The following is a 17857-nucleotide window of genomic DNA, read 5'->3' as shown; positions in this document are numbered from 1 at the left end:
CGGTTTGATCCACGTCATGACGACTTCGCGGCAAGCTCTGGTCCTGGCCGCCGCCCGGAACAACGCCGAGTGGTGTGCGGCGATGTGCCGGGCGCACGGGGTGACAGGCCAGTTCGGGGCCGACGCCTGGGCCGCCCCGGTGCGGACGCCGCTCTACTACCCCGACGCGGTGACGCTGGGGCCGGACGCCGACCCTGACGCGCTCACCGCCCGGATCGACACGGCCTCGCCCGGCGCCTCGGTCAAGGACAGCTTCGCCGACCTCGACCTGGCGGAGGCCAGGTTCCGGGTGCTTTTCGAGGCGCAGTGGATCCACCGGCCCGCCGGGTCGGCAACGACGGCACCGGATCTCGACTGGGACGTGGCGGGCGACCCGGACACGCTGCGTGCCTGGGCACTGGCCTGGGACGACGGGGCGGGAAACGCGGACCTGTTCCGGCCCGGACTGCTCACCGAACCGGAGACGTTCGTGATCCTCGGGCGGTCCGCCGACGACGCCGAGGGCGCAGTGGTCGCCGGAGCGGTCGCGAGCCGCAGTGAGCACGTGGTCGGCGTCTCCAACGTCTTCCGCCGGGACGGCGGGCCCGACGCGGCCTGGCCGCTCGTCCTGCACGCACTCGGCCGCCTCTTCCCCACCCTGCCCGTGGTCGGCTACGAGCAGGGTGACGATCTGGCAGCCGCACTTCGCCACGGCTTCGAGCCGGTGGGGCCGTTGCGCGTGTGGACACACGGCGGGTAACCCTCCGAGGCGTCCTCAGCGTTCCGGCCCGGGCAGGCGCATCCCCCGGGACTCGGCGACCCGCAACGCGTCGGTCAGGCACTCGGCCAGACGGATGCCGGCGAAACGGACCTCCGTGTGCGGCGAGGCCGGGTCGTCCAGCACCTTGCGGGCGAGGCGGAGCACGTCGGTGCCGGTGGCGAGCTGCACGGCTTCCAGGTCGTCGGCGAGGCGGGAGAGGTAGCTGCCGTCGTCGTCGGTGACGAGGTAGCAGGGGTTGCCGCCCGGAGACAGCCAGGGAAGAAGCCGGGGCGCCCGACCAGTGGGTCGTTCCATCAGGCGGCCACCTTCCGCGCGCCGATCAGGTGCTGGTCGAGATCGATCCCGAAGTCGGCGGCGAGCACGAGGGCCAGGCGGCGGCGTTCCTGGAGGACGGTTTCCCGCTCGTGGGCGGCGAGGTAGGGGCGGACAAGGGGGGAGGCGGCCCCGTCGAGAGGACCGTGCAGGCCGTACGGGGAGCGGTGGCGGGGCAGCTGCGGCGGCTGCGACACGGAGGGGCAGCTGACGAGGGTGACGTGCACGTGGGGGAAGAGGTGCCGACGGGGACGCCCCCTACGCCGTTTCCCGGTGCCGGGGGCAAAGAGGAGACGCAGCCATTGAAGGGCCCGGGGGATAAAGTCGTGCATGTCGACGCTCCTGATAAGCGTTGGCCGTGCCCCGGGAGGTCTAGTCCACCTCGCCGGGGTCTTTCCATCTTCGACGCTACACCTGAATACAGCCCTCTACATACAAGTACAGAGGGATCCACACGATTGGGCAGATCGCCATCGCTCTACGTTGGACGTATGAGCGATACCGAAGCGTCGAAGCCCACTCTGGACCCGATGAGCGCGAGGCCGCTCTACGTGCAGTTGGCCGACGTCATCGCCGGGAAGATCGCATCCGGCGAGCTGGCGCCGGACAGGCCCATCCCTTCCGAGAACCACCTCGCCGACGAGTACGGCGTAGCGCGACTCACCGCGCGACGGGCCGCACAGGAACTCCGCGAGCGCGGCCTGATCGTCACTGTGCGAGGTAAAGGTTCCTTCGTCGTCGAACAACCGGTCGGCGACGCCCCAGAAGAGAGTGAACCGAACGACTGAGGACCCCACCCCACCGGGCCGGTCCCACCATGGCGCAGGGGGCCGGGTCCAACTCGGCCGGTTCCGGGATGACTCGGGCGTAGCAGAACGGCACTGACACGCCCCGTACTCCGACACCAGTACGCCGGCTTACTCCCGCCGCCAGACGCCCGTACCGCCCCTTCCCCGGCACGGTGACATCGTGAAGCCGAACCGGAAACTCAGCCGTCGCGCCCGCCGGGCCGTGCTGGTCGTGCACGTCGTCATCTCCGCGAGCTGGCTCGGGCTCTCGCTCGGGCTGCTCGCGCTCGGGACCACCGCCGCCTCCACCGGATCCGCGGTGACCGTGGAGGCGTCCGTCCGCGCCATGAAGCTCTTCGCCGACCTGCTCCTGATTCCCGTCGCGCTGCTCACGCTCCTCAGCGGCCTGGTGCTGTCGCTGGGCACGGTGTGGGGCCTGGCCAGGTACCGGTGGGTGTACACGAAGTTCTGGCTCACCCTCGCCACCACCACCGCCACGGTGTTCGTCCTGCGCCCCGCCGTGAACTCCGCCGTCACCGCCGTCGCCGCGGGCGGGCCGCTGCCGGACGCCGGTGACGTGCTGTTCGGGCCGGTCGTGTCGCTGTCCGCCTATGTGTTCATGACGGTGATCTCCGTCCTCAAGCCCTGGGGGAAGACCCGCCGCGGACACAGAAGGGCGCAGCCATTTGCCTATAAGCTTTAGGCAAGGGCACACTCTCTTCAGGCAGAAGGGAGAGTCCTCATGGCACGCGTGGGACTGACGCCGGAGCGGCTGACCGAAGCAGGCGCGGAACTCGCCGACGAGGTCGGCTTCGACCAGGTCACCGTCTCGGCACTCGCCCGGCGGTTCGACGTCAAGGTCGCGAGCCTGTACTCGCACGTGCGCAACTCGCAGGACCTGAAGACGAGGATCGCCCTGCTCGCCCTCACCGAACTCGCCGACCGGGCCGCCGACGCCCTGGCCGGACGGGCAGGCAAGGACGCCCTGTCCGCCCTGGCGAACGTGTACCGCGACTACGCCCGGGAACACCCCGGCCGCTACGCCGCCGCCCAGCTGCGACTCGACCCGCGGACGGCGGCCGCGAGCGCCGGCGTCCGGCACGCGCAGATGACCCGGGCACTGCTGCGCGGCTACGACCTGACGGAACCGGACCAGACCCACGCCGTCCGGCTGCTCGGCAGCGTCTTCCACGGCTACGTCAGCCTGGAACTCGGCGGCGGTTTCAGCCACAGCGCCCCGGACACCGAGGAGACCTGGGCCCGGATCCTCGACGCCCTCGACACGCTGCTGCGGAACTGGCCCGCGGCCCCCACCGACCCCCGAGGCTGACACCCATGCACACCGATCACGACTGGATCACTACGCCCCTCACGGCGGACCTGCTGCGCGGCGCCCTCGACGTGGAGCGCACCGAGCACGGCCTGCTCCCCCACCGCCTGCCCGCCCGGGCCCGCGCGCAGAACACCAACGCGCAGCTGGCGATGGCCGAGGCCCAGCCCTCCGGCGTACGGCTGGTGTTCCGTACCGCCGCGACCGCCGTCGAGCTGGACACCCTGCGCACCAAACGCGACTACACCGGTTTCCCGTCGCGCCCGGACGGGCTGTACGACCTGCTCGTCGACGGCCGCCCGGCCGGCCAGGCCGCCGGGACCGGCGGCAACGTCCTGACCGTCGACCTGGCCACCTGGGAGGGCGAGCTCACGTCCGGCCCGGCCGGCACGGTCCGCTTCACGGGCCTGCCCGCGCGGGACAAGGACGTCGAGATCTGGCTGCCGCACAACGAGACCACCGAGCTGGTCGCCCTGCGCACGGACGCCCCCGTGACGCCCGCGCCGGACCGGGGACACCGGGTGTGGCTGCACCACGGCAGCTCGATCAGCCACGGCTCCGACGCCGCGAGCCCCACGGCCGTCTGGCCCGCGATCGCCGCGCTGCGGGGCGGCGTGGAGCTGGTCAACCTCGGCTTCGGCGGCAGCGCGATGCTCGACCCGTTCACCGCTCGTGCCATGCGGGACACCCCGGCCGACCTGATCAGCGTCAAGATGGGCATCAACATCGTCAACGCGGACGCGATGCGGCTGCGCGCGTTCTCCCCGGCCGTGCACGGCTTCCTCGACACGATCCGTGAGGGGCACCCGGACACCCCGCTGCTGCTGGTCTCGCCCCTCCACTGCGCCATCCACGAGGACACGCCCGGCCCCACCGCCCCGGACCGCGACGAGATCGGCAAGGGCCGCCTGGTCTTCTCCGCCATGGGCGACCCGGCGGAGACGCCGATGGGCAAACTGACCCTCACCGTCATCCGCGAGGAGCTGTCGCGCATCGTCCGACAGCGCGCCGCCGAGGACCCGAACCTCCACTACCTGGACGGCCTCGACCTCCACGGCGCGAAGGACGCCGCCGCCCACCCCCTGCCCGACCACGTCCACCCGGACGCGGCCACCCACCACCACATCGGCGACCGCTTCCACGCACTGGCCTTCGGAGACGGAGGCCCCTTCGAGGCGGCGTAGCGACCGACCGGCCTGGCAGGCCGAGCGACGCAGGCCGACCGGGCAGCCCGGCCAGGGCAGGCCGACCGGGCAGCCCGGCCAGGGCAGGCCGAGCCGGGCAGGCCGACCGGGCAGGGCAGGCCCAGGGGCAGACCGGTCGGCAGGGGTCAGGCCTCGAAGCCCTGGTCCGCGAGGATCTTGTCGATGCGTGCGCGGTGGGCCGACTCCCAGTCGTCCAGGGACTCCGCGGCCTCCTTGGCGAGCTTCGCCCGGGCCGCGGCCAGGACCTCCTCGCGCCGGGCCCCGGGGACGACCACGACACCCTCCTCGTCGGCGACGACCGTGTCGCCCGCCTCGACCTCGACCCCGCCGCAGCGCACCCGCTCGTTCAGCGGCCGTGCGGCCGACTTGGTACCGGGGATGGGGATGACGCCGCGGGCGAACACCGGGAAGCGCAGGTCCCTGACCTCGGCGAGGTCGCGGATCAGCCCGTCGGCGACGAACGCGGTGATGCCCCGGCGCCGGGCGACGGCGCACACGTTGCCCCCGGCCAGGGCGTAGTCCAGGTCGCCCGACTCCACGACGACGACGGAACCGGGCCCGGCCCGGTGGATCGCGGCGTGCAGCATCAGGTTGTCGCCGGGAGGGCACCGTACGGTGAAGGCCGGTCCGGCCACCCGCGGCACCGGCTCCCACAGCGGCCGGATCCCGATGTCCATGACCTGCCCGCGGCCGAGCAGATCGGCCAGGGTCGTCGTGGGTATGTCCGTGAACGCGTCGACGTCAGTCATGACACGGACCCTAACCACCTTTCCCCGCAAGGGCAGTGGCCTCCCCCGCACCCCTAGAAGGGCAGTGGCCTCCCCCGCACCACCTCCAGCCGTGACACCGCCCGGGTCAGCACCACGTACAGCCGGTGCAGCCCTTGTTCCTCCGCCTCGGCGATCGCGGCCGGCTCGACCGCCACGACCTGGTCGTACTCCAGGCCCTTGACCACGCTCGCCGGCACCAGCGCGACCCGCGCGCCGAGTTCGTCCGGGCCCGCCGCATCGATGCCGGCCGCGTCCAGTGCCGCCCGCACCCGGGGGAGGTCGGCGTCCGCCGCGACGACCCCGACCGAGCCCTCCCGCCCGAGTGCGTCCCGTACGGCCGCCACGACCGCCCCGGGCACGCCGTCGACGGTCGTCTCCCGCGTCCGCAACTCCCCGTCCCCGCGCAGCGAACGGGCGGGCGGCACGTCCACGTCCAGCCGCTCCAGCAGCCGGTTGGCGAGCCCCACGACCGCCTTCGGCACCCGGAACCCGGTGGTCAGGGCGACCACGGCCGCGTCCGGTTTCCCCAGGTGCGCAAGGACCGTACGCCACGACCGCGCCGCCCACGGCGTCGTCCCCTGCGCCAGATCGCCCAGTACCGTCAGCGAACCGAAGCGGGCCCGGCGTGCGATGGCCCGGCACTCCATCGGGGACAGGTCCTGCGCCTCGTCGACGACGACGTGCCCGTACCCCTCGGGATGCCCGATCAGCCCGGCCACCTCGTCGAGCAGCACCAGATCGGCGGCCGAGAAGCGGGCCGACTTCCAGGACCGGGGCGGCCGCTCCCACAGCAGCGCCCGCTGCTCACCGGCGTCGAGAAGCCCCTCGGCCGCCGCCGCCAGCTCCTCCTCGTCGCCGAGCAGTCCGGCCACGACCTCCTCGGGCCGCACCCGCGGCCACACGGCGTCGACGTACGCCGACACCGGCCGCGCCCGCTCGATCCGCCGCACCCAGGCGTTCGGGGGCGGCCCGGCCCGTCGCTCGGCCTGCTCGCGCAGACACCGCACGATCCGCGCCCGCACCCGCTCCCGGCCGACCCCGTAGGGCGGCTCCTCCTGCCGCACCCCGTCCACGATCTCCGCCAGCGCCCCCGCCGGGACCCGCCACCGGTACGACCCGTCCGGCACGTCGAGCGACGCCCCGCCGCCGTCGGCGCGCACCCGCGCGTACAGCGCCCGCCGCAGCACCTCGGCCATCCGGGCGTCGTGCTTCACGACCGCGGCCGGCTCCTCGTCCACGCCCCGGACCGGGCACCGGGCGATCTCCTCCGCCAGCGTCGACTGCCGCACGCCGGTCTCGCCGAGGGCGGGCAGCACCTCCGCGATGTACGACAGGAAGGTGCGGTTGGGTCCGAGGATCAGCAGGCCGCCGCGCCGGATGCGCTGGGGGTGCGTGTAGAGCAGATACGCGGCCCGGTGCAGCCCGACGGCGGTCTTGCCGGTGCCCGGCGCGCCCTGCACGCACACCGACACCGCCAGGTCCGCCCGTACGAGGTCGTCCTGCTCGGGCTGGATCGTCGCGGCGATGTCCCGCATGGGCCCGACCCGGGGCCGTTCGATCTCCCGGGTGACGATCTCGCTGTCGCGGGTCTCCCCCCGCTCCAGGTGTTCGTCCTCCAGGCCGGTGAGGTCGGCGGAGTCGCCCCGGCTGCCGGGCGCCCAGCCGAACCGCCGCCGCACGGCGACGCCCTGCGGGTCGCGGGCCGAGGCCTGGTAGAAGGCGCGCGAGACGGGCGCACGCCAGTCGACGACGAGGGGCGGCTCGGCCGGGTGCTCGGAGATCCGCAGCCGCCCGATGTGCAACGGCCCGTCCCCGCTCTCCAGGGCTCCGAAGAACAAGGGCCCATCGGGCAGTTCCCGCAGCGCCTTGGCCCGGCTGCGCAGCCGGTACCCGAGGACTTCGGCGTCGGCCCCGGACGCGGACACGTCCTCCCCGATGACGACCTGTTCACCGGCGCCCTCGACCATCGCGGCGAGGGCGGTCCGGCAGCGCTCGTGATGGGCGCGTTCGGTGTCGAGGGCGTGCTGGAGGGCGGGCTCGGTCGAGGTCATCCACCGAGCGTACGCGAAAACACAACCGAGTTAAATAAATTACCTAGCCTCACGCGAAAGATGCGGAGGCAGCCCGGACGTGAGCCGGCCGAACGCCCGCTCCGCCGCGGCCACCGCCTCCGGCCGCACGTCCGCCACCCGCTCCCCCGCCGCGATCCGCCGCCAGTTCTCCAGGGCGAGCACCCGCAGCACGGCCATGATCTGCCCGGCCGCCAGCCGCGCGTCCAGATCCCCCCCGAGCACCTCGGCGAGCGCGGCCTCCGACCGCTCCTGGTGCGCGTGCGCGCGGGCGACCAGGGAGGGCGTCCCGTACAGCAGGGCGTGGAAGGCGAGCACGTCGGGATGGTCGTTGAGCCCGGTCACCGGATCCCCGCGCTCCAGCCCGTCCACGAAGTGCCGCCGCAACGCCTCCACGGGCGCGGTTCCGGCCCCCTCCGCGACCACCCGGGCGGCCTCCCCCTCGTGGTCGGCGATCCGGTACAGCACCAGATCCTCCTTGGCCGGGAAGTACCGGAACAGCGTCGGCTTGGAGATCTCGGCCGCCGCCGCCACCTCCGCGACGGACACCGCGTCGAACCCCTTCTCCAGGAAGAGCCGCACGGCGATGTCCGACACGGTCTCGTACATCCGCTGCTTCTTGCGCTCACGCAGGCCAGGGGTGCTCATGCCCGGGAGCCTACGCAGTACCGGGCAGCGGCCGGCACGCTAGGCGAAGGCTCCGGCGAGATACGGGTTCGCCGTGGAGCGCGTGGGGAGGCCGAGGGAGGCGGTGGCGGCGGCGAGGGTCACCGCGTAGGAGTCCACCGCCCGCCGGACGTTCGGGGCGTCCCGGCTCGCTCCGGTCACGATGCGGTCCAGGTCGACATAGGCGGAACGCACGATCTCCAGCCAGCGGTACACCTGCCAGTCCCTGCGCCAGTCGTGGGTGTACTCGGCCGGCAGCCGGCGCTCCCAGCGGCGGAACATCCGCTCCCTGATCTCCGGCCGGGCCGGCGTGAGGTGCAGGTGCCGGACGAGGTCGTAGAGGGGGTCGCCGACGACGGCCATCTCCCAGTCGATGATGGTCAGCGCCAGGTGGTCGTCACGGCGTACGAGGTTCCAGGGGTTCAGGTCCCCGTGCAGCAGGGCGGGCTCGCGCTCGGTCACCTCGTGCCGGGACAGGATCAGCTTCAGGCGGTCCGCGTCGGGCAGTCCGAGATGCCGCGCCAGGTGCTGCGACTCCTTCGGCAGATCCCGGACCAGGGCGACGAGCTGCTCCCGCAGCCAGTGGTGGAACCGGCCGTCACCGGCCGTCGGATCGACCTGTTTGTACCGCACGCGCGTCAGGGCGCACAGCTGGTCCACCAGGCCGTCGGCCTCGTGCGGCAGCAGGCCGTGGACGGGGTGGCTGGGAGGCCGGTCGACGTCCCGCGGCCCGACGTAGGTGTGGAAGGCGATGGTGTCGCTCTGCGACGTCTCGCCCAGTGCGAGCACCCTCGGCGCCGCGACGTCGGCGGACGACTCCTCGATCGCCCTGAGGACGGCGTGTTCGCTGAGGAAGCCACGCTCCCGCCGGCACACCTCGGACAGTTTCCGCCGGACGACCACGGGTGAGTCGACGCCCGGCACCGTCACCACCGTGTTCAGGTGGGCGGTCCCCTTGAACACCCTGCCCGCGGGAGCGGCTCCCTCGGCCAGCAGGGCCTGTCGCACCGCGGTGGGCGGGAAGTCGGGGCGCTCCGGAACGCGCCGGTCGGGCCTCCACGCGAACGCCTTCGCGATCCAGGCCCGGCCGCCGGCGTCCCCGTTCATGCGTGACGCCAGCCAGCGGAACAGGACCCGCTTGATCTCGCCCCCGCGCGGCACCTTCGTGAGGCGCAACGGTTCCGCCGCCGCCTCGAGGGCCCGGCGCACCCGCGCGGTCGCCTCGTCCAGGCTCGTCTGGGTGAACGATTCCTCCAGGGACCGGGCGGCCCGCATGACGTCCGGGAAGACCGACTGGGCCCGCTCGAAGGCCAGGTAGTGCCGGAGGTCCCTGGCCAGGCCGTTGACGGCGGCCGGACGGACGTCCTGCATGGCCCCGGCCCACGCGTCGACCACATCGGCCCACTGGTCGGCCGGGTACCGCATACGGACGAGGTGCGTCGCGAGGTCGTGCAGCGGGTCGCCGTAGGTGGCGAGCTCCCAGTCGACACAGACGAGGGGCGGCTCGCCCGCGTACGACACGATCACGTTGTCGCGGTGCAGGTCGGCGTGGAGCAGGCTGAAGGGCCGCCGGGCCATCGCGGGAACCCGTCCGGCCAGCTCGGCCAGCGCGCCCTCGGAAATGCCGAGCGCGGCGAACAGACCGCCGAAGGCCGCCCAGTTGGGCCGCTTGACCTGCCGGTCGGCCAGCTGGGCCAGCGTCCGGAGGAAGCCCTGACCGTCCGTGTCGTTGCGGGGCCACACGGACGGCAGGGCAGGCAGCGCGGCACGCCGTACGTGTGTCGTCCGGGCGAGCAGACCCGCCAGGGCCTGGACGAGCAGGGTGTCGACGGGCTTGCCGTTGCCGCAGACGCTGGAGAGCGGAACACCTTCCACAAAGCTGTGGACAGCGAACCCGTCCCCCGTGACCAGGCACTCCGGCGCGTGGGGCAGGACTCCCCGGACGGCGTCGAGGATCTCCGACTCGTTCTGCCAGGTCCGGATGACGACGGGCAGGACGTCCGGACGCCGGATCCGGACGGTCACCGGCGTCCCCGCCTCACGCCCGGCCAGGGGGGCCATGTCCTCCGTGAGCGGGAGGACGTAGTTCCGGTTGTGGTGGCCGCCGGTCGCCTGCCCCCGTTCGGCGGCCAGTTTCACGAAGGCCCGGCAGATGGCGTCGTGCGAGGCGCGTTCCCCGTGAAGAGGACGGGGAAGAGGGGGTGCGCCCACTGGCCGCTCCGGAAGTACGAGAAGGGGGGACGGTAAGGCAAACCGTAAGTTCGCGGCCGGTGCCGCGCACGGCGGAGTGAGCCGATACGGGTGGTTTGCCACCCGTCTGCATGAGGTGTCGCAAACTTGTTCGATGGCAGGCCGGTTGGCCCTTTCACATACGAACGAGGACGAGCGTTTGACTCAATCGCTGCACGGTGCGGGAATGCTACACCCAGCCGCCCCTCGCCCCTCTCCTACCTCACCAGTGCGTTTTCGCCCCTCAAGGGTGCGGGTGGGCGCCTAGGTGCGCAGCAGGTCCAGCAGTGGCTCCAGGGACTCCAGGACCACGTCGGCGCCGACCGACCTCAGGAGCTTGGCCTTCGATCCGTTGCGCGCGTAGCCCAGGAAGGGCACCCCGGCCCGCCCGGCCGCCTCGTGGTCGGAGGGCGTGTCCCCGATCATCAGGGCGTCGCCCGGTGCCACCCCCATCGCGTTCAGCGCCCGGTTCAGGCAGTGCGGATCGGGCTTGAGGTGACGGAGCTCCCGGGTCCGGCCGTAGATGTGCGGTGCGAAGCAGTCGACGAGGCCGCGGCTCGCGAGGTACGTGCGGACCACTCGCGGGGAGTTGTTCGTGGTGATCGCCAGGCGGGAGCCCACCGCCGTCCAGGTGCGGATCAGCGGGTCCGCGTACGCGGTCGGCCATGCCGAGGAAGCGGCCCGCAGCTCCTCCTGGGTGAGACGTTCCTCCAGCTCGGCGACCAGGTCGCTGCCCGGGTGGCGGCGGTCCACCGCCCGCAGCACCACCTGGGGGTCGAGGGACTCACGCTCGGCATCGGTCAGCAGGCCGTGCAGGCCCCGGCTCTCGAGCCAGGAGACCAGGTCGGTCGCCACCTGCTCCGCCGAGTGCCCGGCGAACAGGCGGCAGATGGGCCCGTCGAAGTCCCAGAGCACGACACGCGCGCGTCTGGTCAGATCGCGAAGTTCGTACGGATCGTTCTCGGTCTCGATTGTCACCGCATCAGTCTGCGCCGCATCAGGAGTCACTAGGAGAGTGTCAGGTCCGTCGTGATGGTTTCCCAGAGGGCGTTGAACCACTTCTGGGATTCCTTCACGAACGCCGCGTCCCGCCTGCCCGTCCGCTGCACGAAGGAGAAGAGCAGGGACTGGGAACCGAGGACGTCGTACATGTCCAGGGTCTGGCTGCCCCATTCCTCCTCGCGCCTGGTCAGCATGTAGTAGCCGATCAGGGCCTCCTCCTCGTTGAGGAGGTACAGCTTCACCGGTGGCGTGAAGGGCAGCGCCCGGAACGTCACGTGCACGTCGATGCCGTGCGTCGAGCGCAGCGCCCGCAGGTTGTGCTGGAGGACCTGTCCCTGGGCGTTGCGCATGGCGAGCCAGCGCTGGTGGACCGGGTTGTCGTCGCCGTGGGCCTCGACCGGCACGGGGAACGCCAGCTCGATGTCCCGGGACGGCACCAGGATGCGGACGTCGATCGACTCGGGGCGGATACGGCCCTCGTGGATCAGGCGCAGCGGCTCACCGATGGCGACCATCAGCGTCTCCGCCGTGTGGCAGACCACGTCGACGCGGACGCGCCGGGCCGAGAACGCCTCGGTCAGCCGCGGAGCCAGGCCCACCATGGTCGGCTGGGGTTCGCCACGGGCGGGCGCCGGGGTGGCGATCCGCGGCGGGCTGCCCTTGCTGACCCCGGTGAGGAGACCGTCCTCCTGGAGGACCCGCAGCGCCTGGCGGACCGCGCCGCGCTCCACACCGAACTGCTCCGCGAGTTCGGCCTGGGTGGGCAGGCGGTCTCCCGGCCTGAGCTCGCCGGCCCGGATGCGTTCCCGCAGGCTGTCGGCGATCTCCTGGGGCGATGACCTTCTGCTGCCGTTCCCTGCCACGTCTTCCGCCACGCTCTCCTGGGTCACGACCAAACGCTACAACTCTGATCCATCTGGCGGGAGTTGCTTGAAAGTTGTTTATAACTAGGGGCCAAGTGGGGACAACTTAATCAGAGTTGGTTGCCAACTTCTCGGAGTTGGCGGAAGTTTTGCTTCCGGACTTCCGAAGGGGGAACACCGATGCCCGCCCTCGCTCTCCTCTCCGCCGCCTTCGTCGTCGCCATCGAACAGCTCGTCCAGTGGAAGTACGGTCCGGCCGGCCTCGTCGGCCTGATCCTTCTCACCGTCGGCGTCAAGGCCAAGAGCCCGGCCGTCAGCTCCGCGGGAGCCGTCGTGCTCGCGCTGCTGATCACGGGCCCCGCCCGATGAGTCACCGCACCACCCCGGAACGACCCGTGGGGGACGTCAGCTCGTGAGCACCAGCTCAGAACTGATCGTCTCCCACAGTGCGTTGAACCACAGGTGCGACTGCTCCACGAACGTCGTGTCGCGCAGCCCGGCGCCCTGCCGGAAGGCGAACAGCATGGACTGGGTGCCCTGGGCGTCGTACAGCGCCGGCTGCTCGTGATCGGTCTCGGCCTCCCGGCGCGTCAGCGTGTAGTACGCGAACAGCGCCTCCGCGCCGTTCAGCAGGTACAGCTTCACCGGCGGGGTGAAGGGCAGCGCCCGGAACGTGACGTGCACGTCGATGCCGTGAGTGGCGCGCAGGGCCAGCAGATTGTGCTGGAGCACCTGCCCCTGGGCGTTGCGCATCGCCAGCCACCGCTCGTGCACCCAGTCGTCCCCGCTGCCCTCGACCGGCACCGGGAAGGCCAGGTCGATGTCCCGGCTCGGCAGCAGCACCCGGACGTCGACCTTGGCCGGTTTCAGCCGCCCGGCGTGGATCTGCCGCAGCGGTTCACCGATGGCCAGCGTGAGGGAGATGGACGTCAGGCACACGGCGTCGATCTCGACGTGCTCCGCCGCGAACGCCTCCGCGATCCGGGGGGCGAGAGCCACCGTCGTGGGCCGCGGCGGCGCTTGCGGGCCGGTCAGCGCACCGACCGGGTCGGGCGCGACGGTCGCCGGGCTGCCCTTGGACACGTTGACGAGCAACCGCTCGGACTGCAGGATCCGCAGGGCCTGCCGCACGGCACCGCGCTCGACGCCGAACTCGTGAGCCAGCTGAGCCTGGGTGGGCATGCGCTCGCCGGGGCGCAGCGCCCCTGACCTGATCCGGGCGCGCAGCTCGTCGGCCACCTGGTGATGTGTTCTCTGTGGCCGTCCTGACCTGTTCCGTCCGTTGACGGAGGCATGTTCCGGGTCCACAAGCGAACAGTACAACTTCCCGCCATCTTTGGGCAGTTCAGGGAAAGGTGGTTATGAGCCGCTTCCAGGCGGAGATAAGTACAGAGAAGTTGGTAGCCAACTTGGGGAACATGGTCAGACCTTCAAGGGGTTGGCCACCCGCCCAGGGACTCCCCTCCGGAGGGGAGCCGGGAGTCCCGCCCGGCCGGAACGGCCGCACGACAACCACAACTGAACAGCTCGCTACGGATGCGGGCCCCAGCACACCAGCGGCACCGCCGGCACCCCGGCAGGAGGGAGCGGCTCAGAACATGTCCGGGCACCAAGGCAGCCTGGACGTACGCAGCAGGGCGTCGGCCTTCCGGGCGGCGCCCACTCGTCCTTCGTGCACCCGCCCCAGCGCCGCCAGCCGCACCGCCGACGAGTCCCCGAGCCACAGCTCCGCCAACTCACCGAGTCCCAGCTCCAGTTCCGCGCTCTCGGTGGTCGGCGTGCAGGACGCCCCCTCGGGCGAGGCCTCCAGCCGGTAGCGCCCGCCGGTCAGCCCGTCGACACCGGCGACCTCCAGCACCAGGGCCCCCCGGCCCTCGTACGTCCGCGCCTCCAGCGCCCGGCCGACGTCCAGGATCCGCACCCACAGCCAGTCCGCGAGCGAGGTGATCCGGGCCGCCCTCGGGTCGGGCAGGAGGTGCGGGAGCAGGTCGTCGGGCGCCCGCCGGCCGCTCTTCACCGTCACGACCCAGTCGACGGAGCAGACGTACTCCCACAGCGCGCGTTCCGCGGCCGGTGTCGTGCCGAGCAGCCACTGCACGGTCGCCGTGTTCAACGGCTGCTTGGCGTCACCCCAGTTGTCGTCCACCTCGTAGGCGGCCATGCCCTCGACCTCGCCGGACGCCGAGCGGTACACGGCGTGGAAGGGCTGCTTCCACGCCGGGTCCCAGCGCAGGGCGCCGGTGTTCATCTTCCACCACGTCTCGTCGCGGTCGATCGCGCCGGACAGGCCGCGCCGCAGCCGCTCGTGCAGTTCGGGGCCGAGCTTGCGGACGTCCTCGCCCTCCACCAGATCGATCCGGCCGCCGCCCGCCGGGCCCGCCCACCGGGCGTCGAGACCCGCGCGCGGCACGTCGACCGTCCACTCCGCCGTCCGGGCCGCCGGCCCGAAGCCGTAGCGCCCGTAGATCGGGTACTCGGCGGCGATCAGCGTCGCGACGACGTCCCCGCGGTCCTTCGCGGCCGCCAGGTCCTTCGCCATCATCCGGCTGAGCAGTCCGCGCCGGCGGTGGGTGGCGGTGACGGTGACACCCGAGATCGCGTCGGCCGGGACGGCGGCCCCGCCGACGGCCGTCAGCTCCTGGTCGAAGGAGCGGAAGGTCGCCACACACCTCCCCTGGTCGAAGGCCCCGAGGTAACGGCCCTCGACGAACCGCCCGCGCCGGCCCTCGACCTCCTCCTCGGTGAGTGCGGCCGCTCGCAGGAAGCCGGTGTTCACGGCACGCAGCCACTCGGCGAACTCGCCATCGGTGATCGGGCGTACGTCGATGGCGTCGGCACGAGTCAGGGGGGTCATGACCTCACGCTAGGCGGAGGGCCGGTCGGTGTCGCGTAAATATCCGCCCGGCCCTCACCGCGGCCCGGGAGCCCGGGCTCCCGCAGCCCGGCCCCGCAGCCCCGTCCCGGAACTCGGCCCCGGATCTCGCCCGCGCAGCTCCGCCCATGAGCCCGGCCCCCCGGAACTGGGCTCAGCCCCCGCGCCCGGCCCCCGGATCTCGCCCCCGCAACCCCGTCCACGAGCCCGGCCCCCGGAACTCCGCCCCTCGGCTCAGCCCCCGGGCCCGGCCCCGGGACGGCTCACACCAGCAGGTCCTCGACCTGCGCCTCCCCCTCGCGGTAGCGGCGCGCGATCTCCGCGCTGCACTCGTCGGCCGTGCGCTGGAGCCGCTGCCGGCGCCGGGAGACCTGCTGCTCGTGCCGCTCCAGCCGCCCCATCGCCGTGTTCAGCTCCAGGTCCGTGCGCGCACCCAGGTCGGACAGCTCGACCTCGGCGAGCATCTCCGCGGCCAGCCGCCGGTACTCCTCGCCCTGCGGGGTGCCCAGGGTGACGTGGCGGGCCGAGGAGCGGTGCCGGGCCGGGGCGTCCCGCAGGATCTCCGCCAGCCGCTCCACCACCGAGGTCTCCTCGGCCACGGCGACGGAGGCGGCGCCCACCGGGGCACGCCGGGTCACCTCGGCGCGCAGGATGTCGATGCGTCCCTGGAGCAGCCGCCGCAGATAGCTGAGGTCGGCCTCGTCGCGCTGGGCCTCGCGGCGCAGTGTGCGCAGCGCGGGCAGGCTCAGCGCGGGCAGTTCCGGATCGGAGGTGTCCGAGGGCAGCCGCGGGCTGTCCGTGCGCTGTGTGGGCGGCCGGTGGTACTCCGACGCGCCGATCCCCGTGTACGACGACCGGAAAGCCGCCTGCTGCTGTCCGGTACTTGATGTGCTCATGTGCCTCGACCGTCCCCTCGACCGGTGTGTGCAAGCATCGTGCCACCCCAAGTGGCCGCTATGGGAACGAGTGCCCCCGATAGACCCCAGATGGGCGGTATAGCAGCAAAATACGTCCGTGCAGGGGCTGTTGGCGCCCGCGCAAACCACCCTTTCGGGCCATGGGCCGTCCGGCCGAGGCGCGGATGTCACCGCCCTGCATGATGGACGTATGCGAGCAGTGGTGCAGAGGGTGGACGGCGCGAGCGTCGTCGTGGACGGCGAGACCGTGGGTGCGATCGAGGGCGAGGGGCTGTGCGTCCTCGTCGGCGTCACGCATGAGGACACCAAGGAGAAGGCGGCCCAGCTGGCCCGCAAGCTCTGGTCGATCCGCATGCTGCACGACGAGAAGTCGTGCAGCGACATCGACGCACCCCTGCTGGTGATCAGCCAGTTCACCCTCTACGGCGACGCCCGCAAGGGCCGCCGCCCCACCTGGAACGCCGCCGCCCCCGGCGACGTGGCCGAACCGCTGGTCGACGAGGTCGTCGCCCAGCTGCGCTCCCTGGGCGCGACGGTGGCCACGGGCCGTTTCGGAGCGGCGATGAGGGTATCGCTGACGAACGACGGCCCGTTCACCGTGCAGATCGAAATCTGACCCGAAAGATCTACAAGTCCTACGGCTCGACGACGACTTCCTGGGCGGCGGCGGTGTCCCCGGCCACCAGCGGGGCGTCCACGGCCACGTTGCGCTTCACCAGGGCGAGGGCGACCGGCCCGAGCTCGTGATGGCGCGCGGAGGTCGTGATGAAGCCGATCTTCCGGCCGTCGGGACCGTCGTCCGCGAGCCGGAGCTCCGTCCCGGCCACGGGCAGATGGACCTCGCTGCCGTCGAGGTGCAGGAAGACCAGGCGGCGCGGCGGCTTGCCCAGGTTCTGCACCCGGGCGACCGTCTCCTGCCCCCGGTAGCAGCCCTTCTGCAGATGCACCGCCGAGCCGATCCAGCCCAGCTCGTGCGGGATGGTGCGGTGGTCGGTCTCGAAACCGAGCCGGGGCCGGTGCTGCTCCACGCGCAGCGCCTCGTAGGCGAGGATCCCGGCGGGCGGCCCGGCCTGCGCCGCGTAGGCCTCCAGGTCGGCGCGCGGCAGGAACAGGTCCCGGCCGTGCGGTGTCTCCCGCACGACGGCGTCCTCGGGGACCTCGGCGATGGAGCCGGCCGGGAGGTGCACCACGGCGATGCCGTCCGTGCGGTCGGCGACCTCGACCTTGTAGAAGAACTTCATCGACTCCAGGTAGGCGATCAGCGCCTCCTGGGTGCCCGGCTCCACATGGGCCCAGACCGTCGCGCCGTCGTCGACGAGGTACAGCGCGTGCTCGATGTGGCCGTTCGCGGAGAGGATCAGCGCCTCGGTCGCCCGGCCCACCGGCAGGTCGCTGACGTGCTGGGTGAGCAGCAGGTGCAGCCACGCCAGCCGGTCCTCGCCGGTGACGGCGACGACCCCCCGGTGCGAGAGGTCCACGAATCCGGTGCCGTCGGCGAGGGCGCGCTGCTCACGGAACAGGTCGCCGTAGTGGGCGGCGACGCCTTCGTCCACGCCCTCGGCGGGGACGGCGCCGGGCAGGGTCAGCAGGGGGCTCTTCATATCCGTAAGCCTACGACTCGGTAGTTGAAGCCTTGAGTGCGCAGTCCTTGCACAGGCCGAAGATCGCGAAGTGCTTCATGTCGGTGTCGAAGCCGAAGGTCTGCCGCAGCTTGTCGGTGAACTCCGCCGCCACCGAGACGTCCGCCTCGATCACGTTCTGGCAGTCCCGGCACACCAGGTGGATGTGGTGGTGCCGGTCCGCGAGGTGGTACGTCGGCGCCCCATGACCCAGATGCGCGTGACTGACCAGGCCGAGCTCCTCCAGGAGCTCCAGCGTCCGGTACACCGTGGAAATGTTGACCCCCGACGCCGTCTTCCTCACTTCCACGAGGATGTCGTCGGGGGTCGCATGCTCCAGGGTGTCCACGGCTTCGAGCACGAGTTGCCGCTGCGGGGTCAGCCGGTAGCCGCGCTGCCGCAGATCACTCTTCCAGTCGGTGCTCACCACAGCACCCAGTGTAGAAGCGTCGGCC

At 72.0% G+C, this 17857-nt stretch carries 20 protein-coding genes; 7 read left to right on the top strand and 13 right to left on the bottom strand.

Annotated elements, in window-relative coordinates:
* Positions 1 to 16: 16 nt before the first annotated feature.
* Entirely contained in the window at positions 17 to 739 is a 723-nt protein-coding gene (locus tag ACFCXS_RS31505) for a hypothetical protein (protein WP_376646761.1), read from the top strand.
* A gap of 15 nt (positions 740 to 754) precedes the next feature.
* On the opposite strand, the gene ACFCXS_RS31500 is transcribed toward ACFCXS_RS31505, so the two are convergent.
* Both ACFCXS_RS31500 and ACFCXS_RS31495 read right to left on the bottom strand, forming a co-directional pair.
* Positions 755 to 1054, bottom strand: a complete 300-nt coding sequence (locus ACFCXS_RS31500; protein WP_376646760.1) for a hypothetical protein — start codon at positions 1052 to 1054, stop codon at positions 755 to 757.
* Positions 1054 to 1404 (bottom strand): hypothetical protein, encoded by a 351-nt coding sequence (locus ACFCXS_RS31495; protein WP_376646759.1) that lies wholly within the window; start codon positions 1402 to 1404, stop codon positions 1054 to 1056. The genes ACFCXS_RS31500 and ACFCXS_RS31495 overlap by 1 nt, the downstream gene beginning before the upstream one ends.
* Positions 1405 to 1563: 159 nt before the next feature.
* On the opposite strand from ACFCXS_RS31495, the gene ACFCXS_RS31490 reads away from it, so the two are divergent.
* The 4 genes from ACFCXS_RS31490 (at position 1564) to ACFCXS_RS31475 (ending at position 4374) form a co-directional block, all read left to right on the top strand.
* The gene (locus ACFCXS_RS31490; protein WP_376646758.1) at positions 1564 to 1860 is read left to right on the top strand and encodes a GntR family transcriptional regulator; all 297 of its coding nucleotides are present in this window, start codon (positions 1564 to 1566) and stop codon (positions 1858 to 1860) included.
* Positions 1861 to 2041: 181 nt separating this feature from the next.
* Complete coding sequence (locus tag ACFCXS_RS31485; RefSeq protein WP_376646757.1) at positions 2042 to 2563, top strand: DUF2269 domain-containing protein; 522 nt, start codon at positions 2042 to 2044, stop codon at positions 2561 to 2563.
* Between the two features lie 39 nt (positions 2564 to 2602).
* Positions 2603 to 3190, top strand: coding sequence for a TetR/AcrR family transcriptional regulator (locus ACFCXS_RS31480; RefSeq protein ID WP_376646756.1), 588 nt, complete (start codon positions 2603 to 2605; stop codon positions 3188 to 3190).
* Between the two features lie 5 nt (positions 3191 to 3195).
* The gene (locus ACFCXS_RS31475) at positions 3196 to 4374 is read left to right on the top strand and encodes a GDSL-type esterase/lipase family protein (RefSeq protein ID WP_376646755.1); all 1179 of its coding nucleotides are present in this window, start codon (positions 3196 to 3198) and stop codon (positions 4372 to 4374) included.
* Positions 4375 to 4520: 146 nt separating this feature from the next.
* Here the strand turns inward: ACFCXS_RS31475 and ACFCXS_RS31470 are convergent, their stop codons facing one another.
* The 6 genes from ACFCXS_RS31470 to ACFCXS_RS31445 form a co-directional block, all read right to left on the bottom strand.
* On the bottom strand, positions 4521 to 5144 hold the full coding sequence (locus tag ACFCXS_RS31470) for an RraA family protein (protein ID WP_376646754.1): 624 nt from the start codon (positions 5142 to 5144) through the stop codon (positions 4521 to 4523).
* A gap of 53 nt (positions 5145 to 5197) precedes the next feature.
* Positions 5198 to 7216, bottom strand: coding sequence for a HelD family protein (locus ACFCXS_RS31465; protein ID WP_376646753.1), 2019 nt, complete (start codon positions 7214 to 7216; stop codon positions 5198 to 5200).
* A gap of 39 nt (positions 7217 to 7255) precedes the next feature.
* On the bottom strand, positions 7256 to 7882 hold the full coding sequence (locus ACFCXS_RS31460; RefSeq protein WP_376646752.1) for a TetR family transcriptional regulator: 627 nt from the start codon (positions 7880 to 7882) through the stop codon (positions 7256 to 7258).
* 39 nt (positions 7883 to 7921) lie between these two features.
* On the bottom strand, positions 7922 to 10111 hold the full coding sequence (locus ACFCXS_RS31455) for a phosphotransferase family protein (protein ID WP_376646751.1): 2190 nt from the start codon (positions 10109 to 10111) through the stop codon (positions 7922 to 7924).
* Positions 10112 to 10393: 282 nt separating this feature from the next.
* On the bottom strand, positions 10394 to 11107 hold the full coding sequence (locus tag ACFCXS_RS31450) for an HAD family hydrolase (protein WP_376646750.1): 714 nt from the start codon (positions 11105 to 11107) through the stop codon (positions 10394 to 10396).
* A 29-nt stretch (positions 11108 to 11136) separates the two neighbouring features.
* A complete protein-coding gene (locus ACFCXS_RS31445) occupies positions 11137 to 12027 on the bottom strand; it encodes a FadR/GntR family transcriptional regulator (RefSeq protein ID WP_376646749.1) in 891 nt (296 codons plus the stop codon).
* 147 nt (positions 12028 to 12174) lie between these two features.
* On the opposite strand from ACFCXS_RS31445, the gene ACFCXS_RS31440 reads away from it, so the two are divergent.
* Positions 12175 to 12363, top strand: coding sequence for a hypothetical protein (locus ACFCXS_RS31440; protein ID WP_376646748.1), 189 nt, complete (start codon positions 12175 to 12177; stop codon positions 12361 to 12363).
* Positions 12364 to 12399: 36 nt separating this feature from the next.
* On the opposite strand, the gene ACFCXS_RS31435 is transcribed toward ACFCXS_RS31440, so the two are convergent.
* The 3 genes from ACFCXS_RS31435 to ACFCXS_RS31425 all read right to left on the bottom strand — a co-directional run bounded on the left by ACFCXS_RS31435 (position 12400) and on the right by ACFCXS_RS31425 (position 15762).
* Positions 12400 to 13317, bottom strand: coding sequence for a winged helix-turn-helix domain-containing protein (locus ACFCXS_RS31435; protein ID WP_376646747.1), 918 nt, complete (start codon positions 13315 to 13317; stop codon positions 12400 to 12402).
* A 268-nt stretch (positions 13318 to 13585) separates the two neighbouring features.
* Positions 13586 to 14848, bottom strand: coding sequence for a GNAT family N-acetyltransferase (locus tag ACFCXS_RS31430; RefSeq protein ID WP_376646746.1), 1263 nt, complete (start codon positions 14846 to 14848; stop codon positions 13586 to 13588).
* A 281-nt stretch (positions 14849 to 15129) separates the two neighbouring features.
* Entirely contained in the window at positions 15130 to 15762 is a 633-nt protein-coding gene (locus ACFCXS_RS31425; RefSeq protein WP_376646745.1) for an aerial mycelium formation protein, read from the bottom strand.
* 211 nt (positions 15763 to 15973) lie between these two features.
* Between ACFCXS_RS31425 and dtd the strand changes: the two genes are divergently transcribed.
* Positions 15974 to 16399 (top strand): D-aminoacyl-tRNA deacylase, encoded by a 426-nt coding sequence (dtd, locus tag ACFCXS_RS31420; protein ID WP_030242984.1) that lies wholly within the window; start codon positions 15974 to 15976, stop codon positions 16397 to 16399.
* A 19-nt stretch (positions 16400 to 16418) separates the two neighbouring features.
* Here dtd and ACFCXS_RS31415 read toward each other — a convergent pair whose 3' ends face one another.
* Positions 16419 to 17384, bottom strand: a complete 966-nt coding sequence (locus ACFCXS_RS31415) for a YgfZ/GcvT domain-containing protein (RefSeq protein ID WP_376646744.1) — start codon at positions 17382 to 17384, stop codon at positions 16419 to 16421.
* 10 nt (positions 17385 to 17394) lie between these two features.
* A complete protein-coding gene (locus ACFCXS_RS31410; protein WP_376646743.1) occupies positions 17395 to 17832 on the bottom strand; it encodes a Fur family transcriptional regulator in 438 nt (145 codons plus the stop codon).
* Between the last annotated feature and the right edge of the window lie 25 nt (positions 17833 to 17857).

Origin of the sequence: Streptomyces sp. NPDC056373 (genome assembly GCF_042262425.1) — a bacterium.
Lineage (GTDB): Bacteria > Actinomycetota > Actinomycetes > Streptomycetales > Streptomycetaceae > Streptomyces.
This window is presented reverse-complemented; position numbering and strand designations above follow the sequence as displayed.